Below are 25,250 nucleotides of genomic sequence, written 5' to 3'. Positions count from 1 at the left end.
AAAGGTGAATTTATCAATGAAGATCAAAACAGAGAAAGATATAATTCGCTTAATAGAAAACGACGAATGGATGATGAATGTATTACAAATGGCAAAATCACTAGAGCTACCTGATTGGTGGATTTGTGCCGGATTTGTTCGTTCTAAAATTTGGGATACTTTACATGACTATGAAGCTAAAACGGCTATGCCTGATGTTGATGTGATTTATTATGATAGTCTACATCAAGATGAGATATACGAACAATCATTAGAAACGAAATTAATGAATATGGATGCTACTATCCCTTGGTCTGTAAAAAATCAAGCTCGTATGCATGTAGTGAATAATATGCCACCATATTCTTCTTCTGTTAATGCTATTTCTAAATTCCCTGAAACAGCAACGGCTTTAGGAGTTACACTTGATGAACTAAACAACGCTATCTTAACAGCCCCATGTGGTATTGGAGATGTCCTTTCTTTACAAGTGAGACCAACAGCTCATTTTCTTGAATCAAAAGAACGATTACATATGTACAAAAACAGAGTTATAAAAAAGAATTGGCAAAGTAAGTGGCCTAACATCACAATCACATATCCAGAAATTTAGAAAGGGTGCCTCTCATTTATAGAAGCACCCTTTTCTTCATTTCAAAAAATGTATGACTGTTTCTGCAAATCTATCTGCTTCCTCATAATGAGGTGAATGACCACTCTCTTCAAATACGATATACTTGCCGTTTCGGGCATCTTTATTAAATGTTTTAATTTGTTCTTCACACGTTACTACATCATGTTTTCCTACTATTAATAACATTAGATTTTGTACATCTTTTATTTTTGATAATAATGATGTATGACATGCTCCCTCTAATTTTAATCTATCAAAGTGAATTTTGGAGCGATTTGAAAATATTTCCCACTCTTCATCACTGTATAAACTCTCATCTGTCCTATCTTCCTTATTATTGTAAATCTCCATTCTTTTTTCTTCTAATTCAGCGCTTAATCTTATATAAGCTTCTAACAACTCTTCTGAACTAGCATCGCTAGATGAATAAGCAAAGCACTCTTTTGCTACTTCTTCTTTTCCATACTTTTTTAATAAATGCCCTGTCTTTTGCAACAAAGCTCTACTTGTTAATGCAAAATCAAAAGTTGGTCCTTCAAATATTATTTTCTCTATTGAACTTGGATATATCGACGCATAAAGCAATGCTACATATCCACCGAAAGAATGTCCAATTATAGACCACTTCTCAATTTGTAATACTTTTTTTAATTCCTCACAGTCTTCAATCAAATCATTTAATCCAAAAGCTTCGTCTTCAGTAATTTCTTCTGAGCGACAAACACCTCTTTGATCTATCATAATTACATATAGAGAACCTTTTAAACGTTCCGCTTGATGAAATGAAAAATCATAACAACTCTCTCCTGGTCCACCATGCAAGTATAAGACTGGCTTATTTTTAGGATTTCCATGTGTTTCAACGTATAGCTTTTTCCCTCTAATATTCATATACTCTCCTGTTTCTATCAAATTCGCCATAAACATCCCCATCTTCTTTTTTTACTGAATATTATAACATTTAATATTAAATAATCCCTATTACATTTAAGAAGACGATAATTATTGCAAGTGGTGCTACAAATCGAAGTAAAAATGCCCAACAAGTAAATACTTTCTTTCCATAATTTCCACCTACAAAAAACTCCGCTTCTAGTACCTTCTTCTCCATTTTGAATGAAACGAAAATACTAATAAATAGTGCACCAAGCGGCATTAATATATTACTAGATAAAAAGTCTACTGCATCAAAAATATTCTTTCCGAAAATCGTAATATCACTCCATACTCCAAATGATAACGCTGATGGTATACCTACTAAGAAAATGCCGAAACCGATCAGCCATGATAATTTCGTCCTCTTTTCTTGTTCACCATTTGCTAATGCTGAAACAACAGTCTCTAGTAAAGAAAATGCCGATGTTAATGTCGCAAATGTAAATAGTGCAAGAAATACTGTTAAGAAAAACCCACCAAATGGAATTTGACTAAATACAGATGGTAATACGATAAATAGTAATCCAGGTCCTTCTGTCGGCTCCATTCCTAATGAAAATACGGCTGGAAAAATGGCAAGACCCGCAAATAAAGAAACAAATAAATTCAATCCAACAATTGTTATTGCTGATTTTGGTAAACTTTCTTTTTTATTTAAATAGGAACTATACGTAACCATAATTGAAATCCCGATACTAATTGCAAAGAATGATTGCCCCATTGCGAACAAAATACTTTCCGAAGTAATCTTTGAGAAATCTGGTTGTAAGAAAAACTTCACACCTTTCATTGCATCATCAAGTGTTAACGAACGAATAATAAGAGCGACAAATAAAACGAACAATGCTGGCAACATATATTTACTTGCTTTTTCAATTCCGTTTTGTACACCCTTTGATACAACCCATATCGTAATGAACATAAAAGCGAAATGTCCCATAATAGCCCAAGCAGGATTCCCAATTGTTTCAGTAAATAATGTACCGTAATTTTGTCCTGGAGTAATCAGTTGTCCAGTTATTCCTCTGAATAAATAAATTAATACCCATCCACCTACAACACTATAAAACGAAAGTAGTATAAAACAAGTTCCAACACCAAGGCGTCCAATCCAATGCCATCCTGTATTTGGTGCGATGCTTTTAAATGCTCCAACTGCTTGTTTCTGCGTACTGCGTCCAATCATAAATTCAGCTATAAGTAGCGGTAGTCCAATTAAAACAGTAAATAATATAAAGATTAAAAAGAACGCTCCTCCCCCACTCTTCCCAGCGATATAAGGGAACTTCCATATCGCACCAAGTCCAATTGCTGATCCGGCTGCCGCCATTATAAAACCTAATTTCGAAGTCCATTGCTCCGTCTGTTTCATCTCATTTTCCTCCTAATTAAATCTTTTTATATAAATAAATAAATTTTATAAACCTATTCAAATAAACCCTCCATTTCTTCTTCCATATAATAAAAAAATGGCCTAGCATCTCTATATAAAGAGACGCTAAGCCATTTACTTAACGCGGTACCACCCTTATTGATTCCATTATGAATCCACCTTAGTAGTAATCGTTTGATTACAAACCTAATATCGAAGGTTAACCGTTAAGATTTACTAAGAATGTGATTCCGTTCCACCTTACTGCTCCTAGGCGAGTTCAGGATGTCATTTGACTATGTCACACCAACCCCATAGCTCTCTGTACAAATACATGACCTTACTACTCCTATTCAACACATTGTAATATTTAGAATATATTTTCTTTTGAAATTAATATGAAGTATATCGGTTATATTTGTAACTGTCAAGGGGTATATTGATTTTTTGTCGAAATGGTTCATATTGATAACTCACTTTTACTAAGCTTATTAGCAAAAGAAAGAGTCTATATTTTCATCTTTTCAAACGAACTAAAAAAATCTTCGCGATAATCGCAAAGATTCTTTTTATGGTATAAGACGAGTACAATCTCTCGGAAAAGCACTAGCCTCTCGTACATTTGTTAATTCTAATAGTTTATATACAATCCTTTCTAACCCAATTCCGAAACCTCCATGTGGTGGACAACCATATCGGAATGTATTTAAATAAGATTGAAATTTCTCTGGATGTAATCCTTTTTCTTTAAACGAAGCGAGTAACAATTCATAATTATGAATTCGCTGTGCCCCTGACGTTATTTCTAGCCCTTTATATAATAAGTCGAATGAATCAGTAATAGCTGGATTCTCTTTATTTTGCATCGTATACATCGGTCTCGCTTCTTTCGGATAATGTGTAATGAAAACAAATTCACTATTATATGTTTCCTTTACATATTTCCCTAGTAACTTTTCACCTTCTGTATCTAAATCCCCTACAGGAGATTCTTTACGATACTTACTTTTCAAAATTTCTTGTGCTTCTAACAATGTAATTTTAGGTATTTCAGTAATAACAGGTACTTCTATTTGTAATAGTTGTAGTTCTATTTCACATTTTTTCGCTACTTGTTGAAACATATATCGTAAAACATCCGTTTCTAGTTGCATCACTTCATAAAAATCATGAATAAAACCAAGTTCTACGTCTAACGATATATATTCATTCAAATGACGGGAAGAATTATGATGTTCCGCTCTATATACAGGTGCAATTTCAAAAACTCGTTCTAACCCACCTGCCACCATCATTTGCTTATAAAACTGTGGTGATTGTGCTAAATAAGCTTCTTTTTGGAAGTATGGAAGCTTAAAAACATTTGCTCCTCCTTCTGCCCCTTGCGAAACAATTTTCGGCGTAAAGATCCGTGTGAAATCGTTCTCTATAAGAAATTCACTAAAGCTCTGAACGAGTGTAGATTTCACTTTAAAAATCGCTGCGGTTCGCTCATGCCTTAATGATATTACTCGCTCATTAAGTAGTTGATCTAAGCCAACTTGTAACTTCTTTTTATTTATTTCAAATGGAAGTGGCTCTGCACCGTTTATTACTTTAACTTCATGGGCAAGTACTTCAACACCCAATTCTGTTTTCGACGTCTCGACTGTTTCACCGATTACATGGACAACACTTTCTACATCAACTTTATATCCGGCCAATTCATTTTCTAATACACATTGAATTACTCCTGTTCTGTCCCGTAATAATAAAAAACTAACATTTCCAAGATGTCGAATCTTTTTTACCCATCCTTGAAGTAATACAACCTTTCCGCTTTTCTTTGTACATTCTTTTGTGAGTGAACGCTTCATTATTGAATCCATTATTTTTCCCTCCAGTAATTTTATATTTATTTACGTTATTGTTGTCATCGTCATCATCCACGGTCACTCACCCCCTTTCAAAGAATACAAAAATCCGCCCCTATAAATAGGGACGGATTTTTTCCGCGGTACCACCCAAATTGTCATATTGACCATCTTAGCCCTGATAACGGTAGGTACCGTTTGCTTTTACTAATAATCACGTTCAAAGCAACACTCACAGGTGTCTTTCCATCATGCGGTATCGCAACCTTCCCAGCAACCGGCTGCTCTCTGTAGACCTTTGCACCATGTACTTTTCCTGATCATCACTTTTTATATTTACAGAGTATTCTAACTCCTCACCTTATAAAACGCAAGCTTTTTTTGAAACATTCTGGTTTTATAACTCCTAACTTCTTCTAAAGTGTGAAAAGTTAATTTTGTAATACATATTCTTATGTATTAAATCCTAAATTACACCTTTAATATTTTCCAATTTTTACATAAAAACTAATTCATTTACGCATATTAATAAAAATTTTAAAGCGAGGTGTGTTTATGCAAAAAGCAATTAGTTTCTTTCTCCTTTTGTTTTGCTTAATTGTAGTAAACGAAACGTATGCCTATTCACCAAAATCTTTACCAATCTCTCAAAACTCTGATCGATGGCAAGTGAATATTGATAAACCGAAAAAAACAAACAAGAATATGCTTCAAGCTAAAAAAGATGAATTTCAAACATATCATTTTTCAGTAAAGAATGTCGGGAATAGTGAAGTATATAATGTAAACGTCGAAGTATTCCGCAACGAACCAAATAAGAAAACGAAATATGAACTCTTTTCCCTAAAGGAAAGTCGTTTGGCAAGTGGAAAAACTGGATTTGAACACGCTAATTTACCCGTTGCTACAAAAGCAGATGAAGTTGATGTTATTATTACATGGCAAGAACACCCATTCCGATCGATGCGAAATGGTCAAAAAGTTGAATCTAGAAAATTTAAAGAGCATTTTGTTTTTAAAGAAGCCAAAAAGTAAATGGGATACGGATATATTCACACTATCATTGATATAGCTTTATTTACTAGTACCAGTTCTTAAGCAAATTAAAAAGTCGTGGCTTATAATGCCACGACTTTTTATATTAATTCGTACTAATGCCTCTCGCTGCCCAAATGCGATCGATATCAGCAGCATGTTGTCCGCCATATAAAAGAGCATCCGCTTGCTTAATCGCTTTCGCTCCATCACTGAATTTAGAGTTTGGTGTTAATGACCAGTGTGATTGTAAAATGATTTTTGTTGCTACATCACGGCCAAAAGCTTGTGCCATTTCGTATTGGCCTTGAGCCCAAATTTCACCATCATCATGCACTTCATTCGTTATATCTTTCGGATATACTTTATTCGTATCTAATCGGCGTAAGCATGTTGGATCTGAACTAGAATAAGCTGTCGCATCCCATTCTCCAACACATGCTTTACCATATCCAGTAGTCGATACTGCATCTTCATATGTAGCACCTAGGAAGTCGCCAAATCCTTCTCCCATCGCTCCACCTTCTGCTGAACTACCAAAGCCAGGAACTTGGTTATCTTGAATCGAATGCCCATATTCATGTGCGATAATACCAGCATCTTCTGCATCATCAACACCGCCAGTACCGAAAGTCAAAGCTTTTGTTGATGGAGAATAGAATGAGTTATCATCAGTTGTACCATTAACATTCACTTTTATCGAACGATTATTAATATTTTTAAATCCTAGACTTTGAATGTAACGTTGCAATGTATCAATATGATAATATGACATCACATCTTCAAAGCTATCATTTGCACGTGTATAGTTGAATTGTAAGTTTGTAGATTTTGTTCTCGCTTTTGAAGAAATCGTTACATACTCTCCAATTAAAAATCCTGTTCCATCTAAACCTTTTAACGTAACAGTTTTCAGTTGGTTCGTTAGAGCTGTTGAATCTGCATCGTTATTATCTTTTAAGCCTACTTTACTACCGCTAGATACGACTGGGTTAGGTAAAAATACTTTTCCTGACCCTTCAGCTTTTCGGTTTATATCAACCTTTTTAATTAACTTTCCATTTTCTGCATCAATAAATGTTTCCCATGCACCAAATGGATTATTAGAATGGACTACAACTTTATATACTGGACGAGCAATTCCTTCTTCAACAATATATCCGAACTCTTTATCTGTAGGAGCCCATAAATTTTGCTCACTTGCTTCTCCAACATACGCCATTGATTTTTGTATTGCATCTTTTTCACTAATTTTTGTCGTTACTTCCTTCACACCTGTAACAGGCTGATAATCAGAAACAGCGAGTACTCCCTTTCCCTCTCCGTTAAGCGTAACTGTTATTTGTTTTGAAAATACAGGTGCACCATTAACAACTTGTTGGAACCTAACATATGAAGCTACTGACGGGGGTGTGGTAGAAATATATTGCAAGTCTGAAAGGTCTGTTTTCAATCCATACTGCGCAGCATTTTCTTTTAAATATTCAGTTGCTTTTTTCTGTGGCGAATAAGCTTCTAACTTTACTTGCTGTTGTTTTTCCAATGCCGAAACCGTAGAAATCGTCCCCATTACTAACGGCACGGTCATTGCCATTGCCACCATTTTTTTATTAAACATAGAACCACTCCCCCTAATAAAGTAGCTCAACCTTATCCCATTACCACTAGGCAATCATTCCCCGCAAAATGGATGGATAAAAATTGAATCTACGAGTAATTCTCTATGAACACTTCTATTACCTTTCCATTTAGGGTAAGTGAAATTTTCTCAATATTTATGTGTAAAGTGAACACAATACTTTAGAAATATATTTCTAAAGTATTTCCATAACTCTTAACCTTTTTAAATTACTTTGTAAAAAACAGGATATTTTTTTTACCTAACGGTAGGTTGAAAAAAATATTTATGAATGATACGATTTATATAACCTTTTTGTAGGAGGCTTTATTATGAGCAAAAGTGAAGAAACACTCTCTTCAATTATGGAAGCAAGCTATCGACTGTTTGCCAGACATGGCATTACTAAAACGACCTATTCTATGATTGCTGAAGAAGTCGGAATTGCTAAACCGTCCATTTATTATTACTTTAAATCTAAAGATGCATTAATCGAATGTATTTTCACAGAATTATGTGCTGCGATGCAGTTTTCTTCCTTCTTCCATACAGAAGAGTTTACGAAAGAAAATTTTATTGAGAAATGCATTGAAATTGGATTCAAAATAATTGATGAACAGCAGAACGATCCTTATTTTAATCGTGTGTTGCAAGAATATTTATTACTATCTTCAAGAAATGATATGTACAAAGATCGATTACTAACTGTGCAAACAGAATATTTACAAGGGTTTGAATCACTCCTTACAAAAGCAAATGAGCTGCAATTAATTGAAAATAAAAATCTAGTTTCAAAAGCTCATATGTTAGCATTAGTGCTTGATAATGTCGGGAATTTTATGATGTTACATGTGGATATAGATTATAGACAAATATGGATGGAAGCTGTAAACATTATTTTTGAAAGAAGGGATTGAATTGAATACTAAAAAACGAATTATCGGCTTAGACTTTGCTAGGGCCTTGGCGATGTTTGGTATGCTGCTTGTTAATTTTATGGTGATAACAGGTGCAGAAGGAAATGGTCCCCCATTTTTAATAACTTTAATGTCACTTTTTGAAGGTAGAGCTTCTGCCTTGTTTGTTATACTTGCTGGAATTGGAATATCTTTAATGACTAGATCCTCTGTTGCTAGAAATGAAAAAATAAAAATTTCTAATAGCCGAAAGATCATATGGAAACGGGCACTATTCTTATTTATTTTAGGATTACTTTTATACGTAATGGAGTGGACTGGGGATATATTACACTACTATGGTGTTTACCTTTTCGTTGCTGCCTTACTCATTACAGTCCGAAAAAAAGCATTACTCTTCTTATCTATTATTATCCTACTCTTGGCACAATCTCTTCAGCTTACTTTCAATGCTTTCGAAGGTTGGGGAGGCCCTACTCCATTTATAAACTATGTAGACTTCTGGACAGTTAACGGTTTTCTTCGCAATTTATTCTTTAATGGTTATCACCCTTTTTCCCATAGGTTTTCATTCTTCTTAATCGGTATGATAATTGGCAGATTAGATCTTCATAATAAAAAGATTAGAGATAGGTTGCTCTTGCTCGGTATTACATTCACCATACTGATAGAACTTTTATCAAAAGGGCTCACGTACTACTTCATTCCACACATTGGCAAAGCAGCTGCTACATTTTTGTTTAATACAGGACCCGTTTTACCAAATGTATTGTACATTTTATCTGCGACAGGATCTGCTATTGCTATATTAATACTTTGCCTCTATATTACTGAAAAATATGAAAATAATTGGTTTGTTACTTCCATTATACAAACAGGTCAATTAACATTAACTCATTATGTAAGTCATGTATTTATCGGGATTGGGACATTAATTCTATTCAATAGAATGGAACATCAAACACTACTTTTCGTTTTATTATTTGCTACTGTATTTTTCATTTTCAGTATTTTGTTTAGCGTATTATGGAGAAAGAAATTTTCTAGAGGACCTATCGAATGGATTATGAGGAAATTAGCTAGTTAATTTACCTCCATACAAAAAAGGAAGTTGGAATCATTCCAACTTCCTTTTTTCTTTAATTAGCTGCACTTAATTTAATTCTAAGTTTTGTTTCACCTAAAGAAAGTTCATCATCTTCGTTCGTTAAGTGACCAAATGTAAATTGTTTAACGAGTAAGTTTTCTTCCAATAAATCTTTATGGTTCGTTAACGTTCGCTGTAGTTCTTCTTCTGTATCAAGAATAATATCGACTCGTAAATTAACTGGTAAATTCAACTGTTTACGGTATTCTTGAACCGCACGAATGAATTCACGCGCTACTCCTTCTTGTAACAATTCTTCCGTTACATTCGTATCTAACATAACTGTATATTGTCCGTTAGTCGTATTAGAGAATCCTGATTTTGCAACTTTCTCAACTAACACATCTTCACCAGTTACAACTACTTCTCCTTCTGGTGTTGCTTCGTAAACTGCTCTTCCTGTTGATACAAAGTTTTGTACTTCTTCTTGTGATAATTGTTTTAGCCAACCATTCACTGCATTCACATTTTTACCGAATTTTGGCCCCGCTGTTTTAAAATTAAGCTTCAATTGATATGATGTGTATTTTGTTTCATCGAGTTCAACATGGAACGCTTTTACATTTAACTCATCCATAACGATATCACGATAAGATTCCCAATCCATATCATTCTCGTTATGCTCAAGTAATACAAGTTCTGCTAGCGGCTGTTTTACTTTTAAAGAATGCTGATTACGGTTACTTCTTCCAAGTTCAACAACTTGTAAAACAGCATCCATTTCCGCTTCTAATTTTGGTTGAAGTAGTGATTCATTTACAACTGGATAATCGGCTAAATGAACGCTGCTTCCTTCTAAATTTAGATGAATGTCTTCCGCGACAAACGGTGTAAATGGTGCAATTAATTTACTAATTGTTACAAGCACTTCATGAAGTGTCTCATACGCAGCTGCTTTCTCAGCGTTCATACCAGATTCCCAGAAACGATTACGTGAGCGTCTTACATACCAGTTACTCACTTCATCTACAAGTGCTGCAATTTCACGAGCTGCATTCGTAAATTGATAATCATCAAGTGCAGTTCTCACTTTTTTCGTTGTACTATGCAATCTTGATAATACCCATTCGTCTAATTTCGTAAGCTTTACATCATACGTTTCTTTAGGATTATACTCATCTAAATTTGCATATAAAACGTAGAAGCTATACACATTGACTAATGTATCTACAAATTTAGATTTCGCTTCCAGTACTGTTCTTTCAGAAAAACGCTTCGCATTCCACGGGGCACTATCAACAAGTAAAGCCCATCTTAGCGCATCTGCACCAAATTTATCTACTAAATCAACTGGATCTAGTGCATTTCCTTTGCTTTTAGACATTTTCTGCCCTTCTTCATCTAAAACATGCCCTAGTGATAACACTCGTTTATACGGTACTTTTCCTGTATATAGTGCTGATACTGCTAATAAACTATAAAACCAGCCGCGTGTTTGATCAATTCCTTCTGCAATAACATCCGCTGGAAACTGCTCTTCAAATAACTCTTTATTTTCAAATGGGTAATGATATTGTGCAAATGGCATAGAACCACTATCAAACCAAACATCAATCACTTCTGGTGTACGATTCATTGTGCCTCCGCATTTCCCGCAGCAGACTTGCACTTCATCTACATAAGGCTTATGCAATTCCAAATCTTCTGGTGTTTCTTTCGTACTATGCTTTCTTAATTCGGCAATGCTTTTCGGTGCGAACTGATGATCACAACTTTCACATTCCCATACATTCAATGGCGTTCCCCAATATCTATTTCGGCTAATATTCCAGTCCACCATATTTTCTAAAAACTTACCAAAGCGCCCATGTTTCATATGATCCGGATACCAAGTAACAGAATCATTATTTTGTAAAAATGTATCTTTAATTGCAGTTGTTCGGATTAACCAACTTTCTCCTGCATAATAAAGTAGTGGGGAATCACAACGCCAGCAATGCGGATAGCTATGTTCATATTTTTCTTTATGATACAGTAAACCTTCCTTCGCTAAATAACGAACGATATCCACGTCACAATCTTTTACAAATTTCCCTTTCAAAAATGGTACTGCCTCTGTATACTCACCTTTTTCATCTACAACGTGCAAGAATGACAATCCTTCACTTTGAACAACTCTATAATCGTCCTCTCCATATGCTGGAGCAATATGAACAAGTCCTGTACCACTATCTCCCGTTACAAAATCTGCTGCAATAACGCGGTAACCATTTGTAACTTCTTTCATCGGAAATGGCGCTGTATAAGATGTGTTTAATAATTCTTCGCCTTTATGAACAGATAATACTTCATAGTTCTCTTTTAATACTTCTTGTACACGTTCTTTCGCAACAATGTATACATGACTTTCTTGTTTTGCTTTAACGTATTCCATATTTGGATGGACAGCAAGCGCAACGTTTGCTGGAAGTGTCCAAGGTGTCGTTGTCCAACCTAAGAAATACTCATTTTCACTATCTTTCACTTTAAACTTCACAGTTGCACTTAAATCTTTTACTGTTTTATACCCTTGCGCAACCTCATGTGAGCTCAATGAGGTTTGGCAGCTTGGGCAGTATGGTGAAACTCTATGTCCTTTATATAACAATCCTTTTTCATGAATTGTCCCCAAAATATGCCATACACTTTCGATATATGGATTCTTTAAAGTTACATATGGATCATCCATATCTACCCAATAACCAATACTTTCAGTGAATTCGCGCCACTGCTTCTCATATGTGAAAACACTCTCTTTACACTTTTGAATAAATGGTTCAATGCCATATTCTTCGATCTCATGTTTACCAGAAATACCAAGTTGCTTCTCAACGCCTAATTCTACAGGTAAACCATGTGTATCCCATCCTGCTTTTCTTAACACTTTATAACCAGCCATCGTTTTATATCTTGCTACTAAGTCTTTAATTGTTCGTCCAAGTGCATGACCTACATGCGGTAGTCCGTTCGCCGTTGGTGGTCCTTCATAAAATACGAAAGACTGTGCGCCTTCTCGATTCTGAATTGATTGTTCGAAAATATTTTGTTCGTTCCACTGTTTGCGAATTCGCATTTCTCTTCCTACAGCTGATTCTTTTACATCTACTTTTTCCATATACAATCACTCCTTTGAATATTTTAAAGCACACAAAAAACCCGTCCCTATAAAGTAGGGACGGGTTTACCCGCGATACCACCCTAATTCTATTAGCTTTTTCACTAATAGCACTTAGCAACGTACTATCATACGTGTTCTTTGTAACGGTAGACATCCGTCCGGGCTTACTTACTTTCAGCCTCGGCTCCTCGGAGATGATTTTCAAATAACGTCTGCACACCGGCTTTCAGCAATATACCGGCTCTCTGGAGAACAGCTCACTATTTTACTCTTTCTCGTCTTCAGATTTGTATACTTTGTTAAAAGTTATTTTATGCCATTTAGCAACTAATTGTCAACTAATTCAAAATATATCCTTATCTTTTTCCCTATTCTTATACAATTACTTTTCAAATTCTCGCAATGCTGCTAAATTTTCATCATCCTCAATAAGTTCAGCAAAGAATCCCGATTCATCCTCACGAAGGACAAATTCAAGCTCTTCCTTCGCCTCTTCATTTCTATTTAACTGTGCTAAATAACAAGCTCGATCATATCTTGCTAACAAATCACTCGCGTCAATTATTAATACTTCATTTGTTATTTTTTCTGCCTTTATCGTTTGGCCGGCACCATGATATGAAGATGCTAAAGAAAGAAGAATTGCTGTTTCATTTGGATGATGTATAGAAGCATTTTCTAATACATGAATTGCCTCTTCAAACCTTTCTTGACTTTGATATATTTCTCCTAAAGCAAGAAATGCTCTACTTACAAACGGTGTTTGCTCTGTTAATTGTAAGATAATCTTTTCTGCTTTTCTTTCTTCCCCTGCTTTAAAGAATACTTGTGCTTGCAGAAGAAGAGTATCATAATCATCTGGTAGTTCTCGAACCATTTGTTTCGTTAATTCCAAAGCATCTCTTAACATATCTTCTTCCTCGCACTCAACGAAAAGATTTACAAGTTGCTTCGCTACGTCATAATCCCATTTATTTTCTAGTGACGTGTGCAGAATCTCTATTGCTTCTTTATTCATCTCTACATTCTCATAAAATAGCGCAAATCGCTGTGCTGCCATACTATTTTTCGGATTTAACTTTAAAGAGATTTCATATAAATCAATTATCATAGTAACCATTGAAATTTCTTTCGCACGATTTTTCATACGATAAAAAGCTCTCGTAATGATAGATCGTTTTGGCTGTTCATGCAGCTGGCGTTCAATCCATATTTCCGTAACCGCAGCTGCAGCATACATGAATGCTGTACTCCTTTCTGCTTTTTTCACCTTTAACGTATGAAGAAAATCTCGTATGTTAGACAATTTTTTATGTTGCTCTACTGCTTTTACATAAACATCAAATATACGTTCATTATCAAAATCTTTTTGTATTACTTTCATTGCAACTTCAATTGCTTTTACATTTCTTTTTTTCACTAATACTTTTGCATAATGATATAGAACTTCTATATGCTCACCATCTAATTGTAGTGCGTATTCAACCTGTGCTTGTTCTTTATCTATTTCATTCATCGCTCCGTACACATATGCAATCGCATCTAAACGCCATATTTCAGGTACTTCGTCCACTAATTGTTCTAGTTCAGTCAGCAATTCTTCCTGAAGATTCATATCTACTGAAAGCTGTGCTAAATATTCCATATTAATATGCAACGGCTCTTCTTTCATCGCCTGAACCATATGACTTTGTTCTTTAGAACGGTTTTCTTCTTTTTCGTATATTTCCGCAAGCTGTAAATGTACACCTACGAAATTCCCATCAAGCTCTAAACATGTTTCATACGCTTGTTTTGCTTCCGTCAATTGCCCTAATGCCATAAGTGTTTCACCAATTCGGTAATACGGTAATGCCGTTTCCATTTGTTCTATCGCCTTATTATATCTTTTCATCGCTTGGCCGTACTGTCCAATAGATTCATATAAAATACCTGCATAACAACCGTACTCACTTACTTCATTTCTTTCTTTGTGTAACGTTCTTAAAAATGCTATACCTCGTTGTACAAATTCCGTTCCTTTAATTCGATTCACATATTCATCTAACGCACTTGCTACATTATAATCACTTTTCTTTATACCATTTTCTAACTTAGATAGTGCTACTTTAAACCCTTCTTCATTTCCACCAAGTTCAATTTCAGCATCCCATAAAACCATTCCTGCATTCATGAGGAAATCTTGGCTCTTTTCAATTTGCTTCTCAAGACCAAGTATATATTCTTTTGCTTCCTTATATTGTTCTCTTGCCATATAAACTTGTGTAAGTCCGAAGTGAGAATAAACATCCTCATCATTTTCTTCTAAAGCACGCTTATACAATACTTCTGCTTCTTCCAAGCTATCATTTTGAAAATGATAATCACCTAATTTTACGTAAAGAGGTGCTTTATCATCACAATTCTCAATACCGTTTAATAAAATTTCTTTCGCACTTTCCTCATCCTTCAAATCAGATTCGTATATTTCCGAAAGTTTCGTATAAATGTAAGGTGCATTACTATCCAAACGAATCGCTACTTTAAGCCCTTTTATTGCTAAATATAATTTCCCTAGTTGATGTGCACATCTCGCTCGTTCATACCATACATGCGCTTCATATTTATACTCTTTTAACAAGTCATTAAAGATTTCATATGCTTCTTCATATCTTTCTAAATCTATTAATATTAAACCGTGATTTGTTAAAGTGAACCTTTCAGGACTACGCTCTAACGCAACTTGAGAGTATTGCAATGCTTTTTCAGATTGATCAATATACATATAGGATAAAGCGAGAAAACTCCAAGCAATAGGCTGATCTGCGTCTAATTGTAACGATGAACGAAAGCTTGAAATCGCTTCTATATAACTTTCCTGCTCAAAAGCATATCTTCCGTTTATTAAATGATATAAAGCACGATTATTTTTCTTCTCAACGCTTGTCAGCATTTGCTCCGCTTTCTCTACTTCTTGAAGACGAATAAAACACTGTGCACCATGCAATTTAACAAAGTCCGAGTTCGGAAACTTTTCCATTAACTTATCAATACAATATAAAATAAATTCTTTATCTACTTCAACATCTAAGTGCTTTATCGTATATAACCACGTATTTGGATTATCACTCGTTTCTTTTAAAAATTGTACTAAGTTACTAATCCCCTCTTTGTCATGTTCATCTAAATGATCCGTAAGAGAAAAAATAGATTTAAAGTAACGATTTTCTTCCTCACTTAGAAACGCTAGTTGCTCCTTCTTTTCTTTCGGAACAAACGTGATTGCTAAACAGCCTGTATAACGATATTTTTCTTGTAATTTACTATATTCCACAAGAACTGGTTCTATAAAGTTTGGATCTTGAACATAGAAAGCTTGCAATGTATCATCATATCCAGATAGAACTTGTACGTGTGAAGCATGCTCAATATCTATACTTAATAAAACAGGAATTCCTTCGTCAATCAGTCTCTTATAATTCTCTTCATTCCCTTTAAAATAACGATATTCATAACCTAATTCTTCTAAATAAGAAACAGTATCTGAAAACTTCGAACCTGTCATATCAAAAATAAACTCTGCTATTTCATCTTGTGTACGTTTCTCTCCCCATATACGCAACATCATCTCTAAACTTGTCGGAACACAATAATTATCCTTTTGTACAATAGGAACTATCGGCAAGTGAACCTTTTTTCCATCCGGATTTTTTTCTAAATTATGATATAAAGATTCTTTTAAACTATTTTCTTCTTTTAATAGTTTTTGTAAATCTGCAAATTTATTCATTTTGTACAGTGCTTCTGCACGTAAATGTACAAAGTAAGTATTATAGGCATGATACGGCAGCTGAGTATTTATGTTATCTATTACCGCTAACATCTCTTCATATCGCTCTAAATCTAATAAATACTTTATCTTCTCAAAATGAAAATATGATACTTGTGGGAATTTTACAATTGCATCATCGATTAACTGTATCGCGCGTTTTTGTTCTCCTTTATTCGCATACAATTGTGATAATAAATAGGTAGATAACTCTTCACAATCTTCATGCTGCATGCCAGCAATAAATTGTTCTTCCGCTTTCTCCCATTCACCTGTATGCATATAAACGTAGCCCCATTTATCAAACACTGCGCGTGCACTGTACTCCTCTGCTTTTTGCATATACATTAACGCTTCTTCGTTTCGTTTCATTTCTAAAAGACATCGTACTAACGTAAAATATGTTTTCGCTAAAAAATCTGCATCTATTTCTTCTTTATTACTCTCTTCTAAAGTTTCTTTTAACAGCTGCTCTGCTTCAAGAATTTTCCGCTCATCAATTAACTCATCACAATATAAAGAGAGCGTTCTCATATTTGGGAATTTTTTATAAGCGTAACGAATGAGGAATGAACTGTATTGGTGCATAAGCCCTTCATCAGTAAGACGAATTAATATATCGAACTCCTTATGCGAAGGAATATTGGCAAGCCAATTCTTCACATAGGATAAAGTATTCGTTTCTTTTATATATGCAATTTCATTATTTATTTCCTGTAATCCATCTACAAATCTCTTGTCTTTTAAACAAGTTTCTAACTGCTTAAAATCTAGCATGCATTCACCTCGAATTTATATTTATACTGCTACTTGCTTAGATTTTACACACCATATAGTATGTATTCAACTAAAATCTCTTATAATGGATGGTATTAATTAATATTATTCAAATTTATAACAAAATATAGTAAAAATGATTGTCTTTCTCTGTATTTTGTTTGATTATATAGAATAACGTAACATGTGTATCCTATCTTTTGTTAGTTAAAAACAGTACATGAAATTATATCGGCGATTATACGGTGAATATCGACTTACCAACAAAAAATGACATTTTTCTCATTCATTAAATCAGGGTACTCCTTAAATATACAAAACGGATACTCTATTTGACCCGCTATATACTGTGCAACATTTTTCTTTGAATTCAAATTAACACAACTTCTAACCTCCTGTAGAGCAAGAATATGTGGAGAAATAATTCAAATTTCCTCACAAATAGCTTCTAATCTCTCCAACCAAAGACTATTATGGTTCCATATATTGAAGGTAGCAATCCTTAATAAATCACTATCTTTCAACATTCTATTTCACCAAATGTAATTTTCATATTCGGAGCATATACTAAAGAAGAATGAAGATGAAGTGCCTTGAAAAATCGTAGTTCAGCTTCATATTGAGCTAGCGCATTATCATATGTTAATCCTCTGGCTATTAAACGTTCTACAAATTGTTGCTTATCACCCGGATCACCTGCAATCCCCTCTTCTTTTAATGATTGATACAAATCGTTTTTATCATTGTGATGCATATTTGAATCTAAAAAGTTCACTTTATCGCTTACTCTACATTCAATATTTTTCACACCTAATTCACTTAAATATATCGGTATTTTCATGCCTATATTGCCATCTTTACCATTTCTTTGCGTATCACTTTCAAATAATTTCTGCAAAACACCTAGCTGAATAAATTCCGATTGTTTCTCCCCATCTAGTAAATAAGAAGCCATATTAGAAATCCAATGTGGTTCAAAACAGATTATTTTTCCACCCTTTTTAACTGAATGTATCATTTTTTGTAGCATTGTTTCTGGAGTAGTCATATGTAATAAGAAAGCATGACAGATTGCTATATCGTATTTATCGTTCAGTTCAATTTCTGTAGCATCTCCTTCAAGAAATTCTGAATCATACGGAAGTAAACGAAACAACTCTCTGGCTTCAGCTAATAATGTTTCTCCACTATCAATACCTGTATACTTTGAACCTTCTGGGAGTAATGGCATTAATACTAACCCTAAATAACCATATCCACAACCGTAATCAACGATATGTACAGGCTTAGTAATCTTCCAAACTGTATTTACTAAAAAGCTTACATAATCGTCGTTGTAATATAAATCTCTCGTGTTTTTTAAATATGTTAGTTTATTGTTCCAATCATATGTTTCCAACATCTAACGCCTCCTTTTATATACAAAACTAAAGTTCTCTATAGAATAGTCGTATTCCTACACTTTTCTTAAAATTTCAAAGCAAAAAGCTAGTGTATTTTTAATAATACACTAGCTTTTTATTTGGAAGAAAAATTTAACAAGTACAATCACAATCAAAACAATCCGTACAGTCTAAATCGTCACAATCTGCTTTTCTCTTTCTTTTGTTTCTTTTAAGATAATAATACAGTAGCCCAAACAATAGTATACAAATAACAAAAGCTATTATTGCTTCTGTATAGTTATTTTGAGTCATAAAACCAATTCCACTTCCGCCTGAAATAAAAATTAGAATTAAGTAAATCCAGAACATCTATGTAAATACCTCCATTACTATATATCTTAAGATAATATCCATATAACACTAGAGGAAATGAATAATCCCATACCATTACCGCTTAATACACCAGTAGTTATTCTTAGCAAATTTGAGCTATTTCTCCATTTCCACTTTTGGGTGAACCCATCGATAAGTAACGGAATTTGAGCGAAAAATGATAGTATGATTGCCAAAAGAAATGAAGGTGTCATATAAAAATAAATTGGAAACATTAAAATACCAATAAGCATGCCTGTACAACGTGCACATAAAGGTATGTACTTTTGTAGTTTAAAAAAACTCCTATCTAATCTTCTATGACAAGGAATTTGTAAAATAAAAGTTCGAATCAATATGAATCACCCTCTCTAAAAAGATTTTAATTGATTTTGCAAAAAAAATATATATCCAATAAAAAAACAAACCAGGTTTATACTAGACCCAGTTTGTCAGGTTACTACTATGTTACATCTCCTCAGGTGCCTCCACCCCCAAGTAAACGTAATCCTTCTTTTAATACAACCGTCACAGCATAAACCAATGCGATTCTGCTGGCTTTTTCTTTGCTCTCTTCTAATATACGAACATTACCGGAATATTTATTGAATGATTGTGCTACATCTAATATATATTTTGAAAAAAACGATGGCTCATTTTTATTGAAAGCTGCTTCAATTATTTGCGGGAATTTATTTAGTAATTTTACGACACTCCAGCTATGATCGTCTTTTAAAGCAAATGTACATGTTTCAAATTCTACACTTTCTTTTCTTAAAATAGAACAAGCACGTGCATGTGTGTACTGTACGTACGGGCCTGTTTCTCCTTCAAATTTCAGCATGTTTTCTAATGAGAATTCAATATTGTGCATACGCTCATTTTTTAAATCGTGGAAGATGACTGCACCAACACCGACTTGCTTTGCCACTACTTCTTTTTGTTTTAAGTTTGGATTTTTCTCTTCAATATTTTGTTTTGCAAGTTCGATTGCTTCTTCGAGTACTTCTTCAAGTAAAATAACTCTTCCTTTACGTGTCGACATTTTCTTACCATCTTTTAAAATGAAGCCAAACGGTACGTGTTCCATACCATCAACCCAAGTATAGCCAAGTTTTTTTAATACGGTGAAAAATTGATTGAAATGTAAGCTTTGTTCTGGACCAACAACATATAGCGCTTTATCAAACCCATAAGTGTTTTGACGATATAAAGCTGCCGTTAAGTCACGCGTTGCATAAATCGTCGCACCATCTGATTTTCTAATTAAGCAAGGCGGCATTCCTTCTTCTTCTAAATTAACGACTAATGCACCTTCTGATTCTTCAAGCAACTCATGTTCTTCTAAAATCCCAATAAAATCTTCCATTAAATTATTATAAAATGCTTCTCCCTGAAAATTAGTAAATTCTACGCCGAGAAGTTCATAAATGCGAGAAAATTCTTTAAGGGACTCATGACGGAACCAATTCCAAAGTTGTGCCGCTTCTTCATCACCTTCTTGTAGTTTCTTAAACCAAGCACGTCCTTCTTCTTATAGTTCTTCGTCGTCTTTTACCTCTTCATGGAATTGGACATATAACTTAAATAGCTCACGTATTGGATCTTCTTTAACAACTGCTTCATTTCCCCATTTTTTATAAGCCGTAATTAACTTTCCAAACTGTGTTCCCCAATCTCCTATATAATTAATCCCTACAACTTCATAGCCACATTTTTCAGCGATATGTTTCAGCGAATTTCCTATCATTGTAGAACGTAAATGCCCCATCGAAAAAGGTTTCGCGATATTAGGAGAGGAATAATCAATTACTACTGTTTTTTCACAGCCAAAGTGGTTTTGACCGAACTCTTCTTTCTCCGCTAAAACTGTTTTTAATACTGCATCACTTACAGTTTCACGATTGAAAAATACATTTACATAAGGACCAACGGCTTCTACTTTCGTAAAAAACGGATCATTGAATTTCTCAGCAACTTCCTTTGCGATAAGAGCTGGTGCTTTTTTATATTGCTTCGCTAATGAAAAGCATGGGAACGCTGCATCTCCAAATTCATCTTGTTTCGGTGTTTCAATTAAATCTAAAATTTGTTTTTGCGTTAATTCATTCGTGAAAATATTAGATAAACTTTCCGCAAACTGCATTTTATAATCCATGATACAACCTCCTTATTTTTTAAAACACAAAAAACTCGTCTCTAAAAAAGAGACGAGTTTTAACCCGTGGTACCACCCTTGTTGTTCGTTACGAACCACTTTCCCGTTTATAACGAGGACAGGGGGCCTCGGCTTTCTCTACTATTCGTTCAAGAAGCATCTCCGAAGTGCGCTTCATCTTTTTCTTCCGTACTAGGCTCACACCATCCCTAGCTCGCTTTCCTTCTAAAAAAGACTACTCTCTTCATCACAGACAGTATATTTAATTAATTATTGCTTATTATACATCTTTTCAAACAATTAGCAAGGGTCAATTACACCAAAGTGAAACTTAGCACTTTTTCTTTTGTATACATAAAAATTGTGTTTTTCAAATCTAGAACTACGAAAATGATCTTTTAAAACGACACGTTTTCTCGCCACTCGTTTTGCCTCCGCAATTGTTTCGTCAGTAATATCATGATACAAAGCGAAGTGTTTTAATCCTTTAATTCCATCGGATTCTATGACAGTTTCTTCAAACATCGGATCAAGGTAAACGACATCGTAACTATTGTCTTCACATTGCGCTAAAAATGAAAAATGCTCCGTTTGCTTTACTTGGATTCTTTGCATTGCTTCATCAATTTCAGAAACGGATGAAGACCATGTTTTCAAACCATTTTCCATAATATAAGCCATATACTCATTGCCTTCAAGTCCTGTTACTTTTCCGCTTTCCCCAACAACATAACTAGCTACAATACTATCTGATGCCATCCCGAGCGTACAATCTAACACTGTCATTCCTCTCTCTAATTGCGTGGCTTGTACAAACGGATCGTGTTCTCCACGCATTAACCTTTTCACACGAAACATCGCTGAGTTCGGATGAAAGAAAAACGATTCTTCCGTACCTTTTGGATAAATAGCTAATCGGTTCTTCCCTACGACAAGCACATCTTGTTCATACTGCTCATGTAGCTTATGTACTGGTATGTCATTACGTTTAACGAAAGAAGCATTTAATTCTGCTGCTACCTCGTTTGCATAATCTGTCATTTCTTTGTTCGTTCTTCCTGCTGTTGTTACGATCATTGTTTCACCTCTATATAAAGAAAAGAGGGAGATTTACTCTCCCCCTTCTTTAGCAATTCTTTTCGAAAGCTTGTTCTAAGTTCGTAATAATTTCGTCCATAGTTGCACCTTCAATTTCATGACGGTGAATGAAGTGAACAACTTCTTTTCCTTTTAATAATGCCATAGATGGTGAAGATGGAGGAATTTCTCCGAAGTATTCACGCATTTTTGCAGTAGCATCTTTATCTTGACCTGCGAATACAGTTACAAGATGATCAGGTTGTTTTTCAGCACGAACAACCGCTTGACCTGCTGATGGACGTGCTAAACCAGCTGCACAACCACAAACAGAGTTTACAACTACTAAAGTTGTACCTGATGTATTTTCCATAAATTCTGTTACAGCTTCTTCTGTAGTTAACTCTTCAAACCCAGAACGCACTAACTCTTGGCGCATTGGGATTACCATTTGGCGCATGTATTCTTCATAAGCATTTGACATCTTGTAATCTCTCCTTCAACTTTCATTCCAAATTCATCATATCACGCTCTATTAATAGGTGCAAAAGAAAGATAACGATGATTTCATTTTTTTGTAGGGATTTCACAAACCCCACCACGGCAATGTCCCACTGGAACAAGTTTTCTATTATTAGCGATATAATCGTATACTTTACTTCCAAAACCAAGTACGATAGATAGCTTTATAAAAGGAACTGCAAACCAATAAGATGGAACGGCCTTTGCTAATACATCTATGCTCTGAATACCGTCATACCACTTATTATTTTTAAAAATATACAGTCTTTGTTCCATCTTACTTTGTAGTTCTTGAGAAAGCTCATACTTCTCAACTACATCTTCATTTCGAAATGAAACAAATTTCATCTTACCCTTTTTATCTAATTTTTTCGTATGTTCTGCAACGGCCGTACACATCGGACACCAACTATCATAGAAAACAATCATACATTATTCCCCTTTACGTGACTCCGTCATTTGTTTCCATACAGAACCTTTTGCTTCTTCTCCGCCTTCAATACGCTCTAATGCTAGACGTGCTTGCATCGCTACTTCAAACTCTGGATCATCTTGCGCTGCTTTTAATGCTGGAATCGCACTTTCATCTCCAAGTTCAAATAAGAACATCGCTGCACGCCAGCGTACTAATTTACTTGGATCTTTCAGAGATTTAATCATAACGAACATCGCTGCCGGATCACCTACATCTGATAAACAATCTCCTGCAGTACGGCGAACACTTACAGAGCGATCTAACAACGCTTTATATAATAACGGTAATACTTCATCACCTTTTACCATACCTAAATACGCTGTTGCTAAGCGGCGTATTGAAACTTTTTCATCATCTAACGCCATCTTCAACACTGGAATATCTTCTTCAGTAGGATCCATTTGTTCTAATGCTGCAAAACGGTTTTTCCAGTCAGAATCTTTCATCATCTCTTCTGTTACTTTATATGGCTCACGCTTTTGAATCGTTACTTCAACAGCACCCGCTTGATTTAATAATTCTTTAACCGTTTCATTTACACGTTCTTCTGAATAAGCAGCAACAATCTCTTCCACTACTTCTTTCCCAATTTCTTCAAAATTACCGTAACGTGTACTTTGTTCTACCCATTTACGCTCTTTTACAACGTTTGGTGCAGACATTTGCACTTTCATAATTGATTCTTTAAAACGATCTGGTAAACCAACACGTTCTTCCGTCGTTCCATCTGTTAACTTTACTTGCATTGGAATTGTAAAGAACATTTGAACAAACACTTTCACTTCTCCAAAATGAGCAAGTTGTTGTTCTTCACTTTCTTCCAATACTTCTTCGCCGAAAACAGCACGAACTTGTTGTAATAAAACTTTCCAGTCATACTTCGCATTTCGCTCCACTGCTAAAAAGTCGGCTACATGATATACACCTTTAATACCTTCAATTTTCAAAATTTCTTGCACTTGCATTGGTGCTTGTTCTTTATTTTCATTTGTATAATTATTACGTGCTCCTGATGGTAATACTTCATTCAAAATAACTTTCATTGTATTTGGACTTGGCGTCGGTTCAATTGCTTTAATCTTCACGTAAAAAACTCTCCTTTATTGCATGTTCTTAGCTGTATTGTAACATGTTATCACTCTATACTCCTACTCGGATGCTTAATTTTACTACTTTCTTCCCGCTACCATACTATTTCATTCTTTTTATATTTTAAATTAGGAACGGGATTTTAAAAGCTTTCGTTTCCGATGATTTTTATTTTTTATCCATTAAGTTTATTAAAATACTTTCCACAATTTTTTCCGAAGCTATTACTTAAAATCACCTTTTATTACAATGCCCCCTCCCGCCTTCTCTCCAAAAAGGTAATACTCTCAATCACAACTTCAGTTCTATATATTCTCTTGCCTTGTTCATCATCGTAATTACTAGTCTGAATACGCCCTGTAATCCCAACGAGCGACCCCTTCTTACAATATTCAGTTACATTCTCAGCCGATTTGCGCCAAACGACACAATTAATAAAATCGACTTGTTGTTCACCTAAACTATTTCGAAATCCTCTATTCACCGCAACACATATTCGTGCATAAGCGACGCCTTGTTTTGTGTAGTATAATTCTGGCTCCTTTGTCAATCTACCGATTAATACAACTCGATTCATCATAAGTTATACCACCTCACATGTTTTTCTTCATTGTAAGGAGAAATGTTTGAATGGTAAAAAGCACAAAATGATATATCCGTAAGTAAAAAGTATTATTTTAGACCTTACAAAACAAAAAAAGAAACCATACATAGTTCAAACATGTATGGTTTCAAAATTTATTACACTTCAGTACAAGATATGTAATATCCTCCGCGAGCCATCTTTATTTCAGCACGGTACATTGCATTTTCTAAGTAGAAAGTAATCGGTTTAACTTTACTCTCAAATTTTAGTCTTTCATTGCATTCAGTTGCATATCCTTCAATCGCTGAAGTAATAACTTTTGATGATGGATACGTTAAAGCTTCATCTAGTTCTATGAAAAAACTTTTAGAAAATAGTTTTTTCATAATCCCCTTCTTCTCTTTCATCATATT

19 protein-coding genes, 1 pseudogene and 4 other annotated features are annotated in these 25,250 nt (G+C 34.5%); of the genes and pseudogenes, 4 read left to right on the top strand and 16 right to left on the bottom strand.

Going from position 1 to position 25,250, the window contains the following annotated elements; translation table 11 throughout:
* Nucleotides 1–16 precede the first annotated feature (16 nt).
* Nucleotides 17–592: a nucleotidyltransferase family protein gene (locus BC_RS10895; RefSeq protein ID WP_000695362.1), complete on the top strand. Its 576-nt coding sequence runs from the start codon at nucleotides 17–19 to the stop codon at nucleotides 590–592.
* Between the two features lie 36 nt (nucleotides 593–628).
* On the opposite strand, the gene BC_RS10890 is transcribed toward BC_RS10895, so the two are convergent.
* From BC_RS10890 to aspS, 3 genes are all read right to left on the bottom strand, one after another.
* A complete protein-coding gene (locus BC_RS10890) occupies nucleotides 629–1,534 on the bottom strand; it encodes an alpha/beta fold hydrolase (protein WP_001284946.1) in 906 nt (301 codons plus the stop codon).
* Between the two features lie 46 nt (nucleotides 1,535–1,580).
* A complete protein-coding gene (locus BC_RS10885) occupies nucleotides 1,581–2,921 on the bottom strand; it encodes a sodium-dependent transporter (RefSeq protein ID WP_000814537.1) in 1,341 nt (446 codons plus the stop codon).
* 116 nt (nucleotides 2,922–3,037) lie between these two features.
* Nucleotides 3,038–3,287, bottom strand: a binding site (T-box leader).
* Between the two features lie 203 nt (nucleotides 3,288–3,490).
* Nucleotides 3,491–4,789, bottom strand: coding sequence for an aspartate--tRNA(Asn) ligase (gene aspS, locus BC_RS10880; RefSeq protein WP_000377334.1), 1,299 nt, complete (start codon nucleotides 4,787–4,789; stop codon nucleotides 3,491–3,493).
* Between the two features lie 105 nt (nucleotides 4,790–4,894).
* Nucleotides 4,895–5,107, bottom strand: a binding site (T-box leader).
* Between the two features lie 222 nt (nucleotides 5,108–5,329).
* Between aspS and BC_RS10875 the strand changes: the two genes are divergently transcribed.
* On the top strand, nucleotides 5,330–5,809 hold the full coding sequence (locus BC_RS10875; protein WP_001167921.1) for a hypothetical protein: 480 nt from the start codon (nucleotides 5,330–5,332) through the stop codon (nucleotides 5,807–5,809).
* 106 nt (nucleotides 5,810–5,915) lie between these two features.
* Here the strand turns inward: BC_RS10875 and BC_RS10870 are convergent, their stop codons facing one another.
* Complete coding sequence (locus BC_RS10870) at nucleotides 5,916–7,427, bottom strand: M36 family metallopeptidase (RefSeq protein ID WP_000482288.1); 1,512 nt, start codon at nucleotides 7,425–7,427, stop codon at nucleotides 5,916–5,918.
* Between the two features lie 332 nt (nucleotides 7,428–7,759).
* Between BC_RS10870 and BC_RS10865 the strand changes: the two genes are divergently transcribed.
* Together BC_RS10865 and BC_RS10860 are read left to right on the top strand one after the other, a co-directional pair.
* Complete coding sequence (locus BC_RS10865) at nucleotides 7,760–8,344, top strand: TetR/AcrR family transcriptional regulator (protein WP_000045220.1); 585 nt, start codon at nucleotides 7,760–7,762, stop codon at nucleotides 8,342–8,344.
* Nucleotide 8,345: 1 nt separating this feature from the next.
* Nucleotides 8,346–9,431 carry a DUF418 domain-containing protein gene (locus tag BC_RS10860; RefSeq protein WP_001093116.1) on the top strand — a complete coding sequence of 362 codons (1,086 nt, stop codon included), beginning with the start codon at nucleotides 8,346–8,348 and terminating at the stop codon, nucleotides 9,429–9,431.
* Between the two features lie 52 nt (nucleotides 9,432–9,483).
* Here the strand turns inward: BC_RS10860 and ileS are convergent, their stop codons facing one another.
* The 12 genes and pseudogenes from ileS to BC_RS10800 form a co-directional block, all read right to left on the bottom strand.
* Nucleotides 9,484–12,585, bottom strand: coding sequence for an isoleucine--tRNA ligase (gene ileS, locus BC_RS10855; RefSeq protein WP_000416534.1), 3,102 nt, complete (start codon nucleotides 12,583–12,585; stop codon nucleotides 9,484–9,486).
* Nucleotides 12,586–12,638: 53 nt separating this feature from the next.
* Nucleotides 12,639–12,879: a binding site (T-box leader), on the bottom strand.
* A 91-nt stretch (nucleotides 12,880–12,970) separates the two neighbouring features.
* Nucleotides 12,971–17,173: a bacteriocin-processing peptidase family protein gene (locus BC_RS10850; protein WP_000883839.1), complete on the bottom strand. Its 4,203-nt coding sequence runs from the start codon at nucleotides 17,171–17,173 to the stop codon at nucleotides 12,971–12,973.
* A 520-nt stretch (nucleotides 17,174–17,693) separates the two neighbouring features.
* Nucleotides 17,694–18,572, bottom strand: coding sequence for a class I SAM-dependent methyltransferase (locus BC_RS10845; protein WP_033685475.1), 879 nt, complete (start codon nucleotides 18,570–18,572; stop codon nucleotides 17,694–17,696).
* Between the two features lie 136 nt (nucleotides 18,573–18,708).
* Nucleotides 18,709–18,927, bottom strand: a complete 219-nt coding sequence (locus tag BC_RS10840) for a hypothetical protein (RefSeq protein ID WP_000498606.1) — start codon at nucleotides 18,925–18,927, stop codon at nucleotides 18,709–18,711.
* Between the two features lie 29 nt (nucleotides 18,928–18,956).
* Nucleotides 18,957–19,286 carry a DUF2085 domain-containing protein gene (locus BC_RS10835; protein ID WP_000621474.1) on the bottom strand — a complete coding sequence of 110 codons (330 nt, stop codon included), beginning with the start codon at nucleotides 19,284–19,286 and terminating at the stop codon, nucleotides 18,957–18,959.
* A 112-nt stretch (nucleotides 19,287–19,398) separates the two neighbouring features.
* Nucleotides 19,399–21,088: pseudogene (gene argS, locus BC_RS10830) on the bottom strand (arginine--tRNA ligase).
* A 45-nt stretch (nucleotides 21,089–21,133) separates the two neighbouring features.
* Nucleotides 21,134–21,348, bottom strand: a binding site (T-box leader).
* 40 nt (nucleotides 21,349–21,388) lie between these two features.
* On the bottom strand, nucleotides 21,389–22,165 hold the full coding sequence (locus BC_RS10825; RefSeq protein ID WP_000637459.1) for a class I SAM-dependent methyltransferase: 777 nt from the start codon (nucleotides 22,163–22,165) through the stop codon (nucleotides 21,389–21,391).
* A 49-nt stretch (nucleotides 22,166–22,214) separates the two neighbouring features.
* Nucleotides 22,215–22,649: a BrxA/BrxB family bacilliredoxin gene (locus BC_RS10820; protein WP_000063706.1), complete on the bottom strand. Its 435-nt coding sequence runs from the start codon at nucleotides 22,647–22,649 to the stop codon at nucleotides 22,215–22,217.
* Nucleotides 22,650–22,732: 83 nt separating this feature from the next.
* Nucleotides 22,733–23,116 carry a thiol-disulfide oxidoreductase DCC family protein gene (locus tag BC_RS10815; RefSeq protein ID WP_000634870.1) on the bottom strand — a complete coding sequence of 128 codons (384 nt, stop codon included), beginning with the start codon at nucleotides 23,114–23,116 and terminating at the stop codon, nucleotides 22,733–22,735.
* 3 nt (nucleotides 23,117–23,119) lie between these two features.
* Nucleotides 23,120–24,247 carry a conserved virulence factor C family protein gene (locus tag BC_RS10810; RefSeq protein ID WP_000692564.1) on the bottom strand — a complete coding sequence of 376 codons (1,128 nt, stop codon included), beginning with the start codon at nucleotides 24,245–24,247 and terminating at the stop codon, nucleotides 23,120–23,122.
* 248 nt (nucleotides 24,248–24,495) lie between these two features.
* On the bottom strand, nucleotides 24,496–24,831 hold the full coding sequence (locus BC_RS10805) for a single-stranded DNA-binding protein (protein ID WP_000982017.1): 336 nt from the start codon (nucleotides 24,829–24,831) through the stop codon (nucleotides 24,496–24,498).
* A gap of 161 nt (nucleotides 24,832–24,992) precedes the next feature.
* Complete coding sequence (locus BC_RS10800) at nucleotides 24,993–25,247, bottom strand: DUF4318 domain-containing protein (protein ID WP_000975138.1); 255 nt, start codon at nucleotides 25,245–25,247, stop codon at nucleotides 24,993–24,995.
* Nucleotides 25,248–25,250 lie beyond the last annotated feature (3 nt).

This window comes from Bacillus cereus ATCC 14579 (assembly GCF_000007825.1).
In the GTDB taxonomy this organism is placed as follows: domain Bacteria; phylum Bacillota; class Bacilli; order Bacillales; family Bacillaceae_G; genus Bacillus_A; species Bacillus_A cereus.
This window is presented reverse-complemented; position numbering and strand designations above follow the sequence as displayed.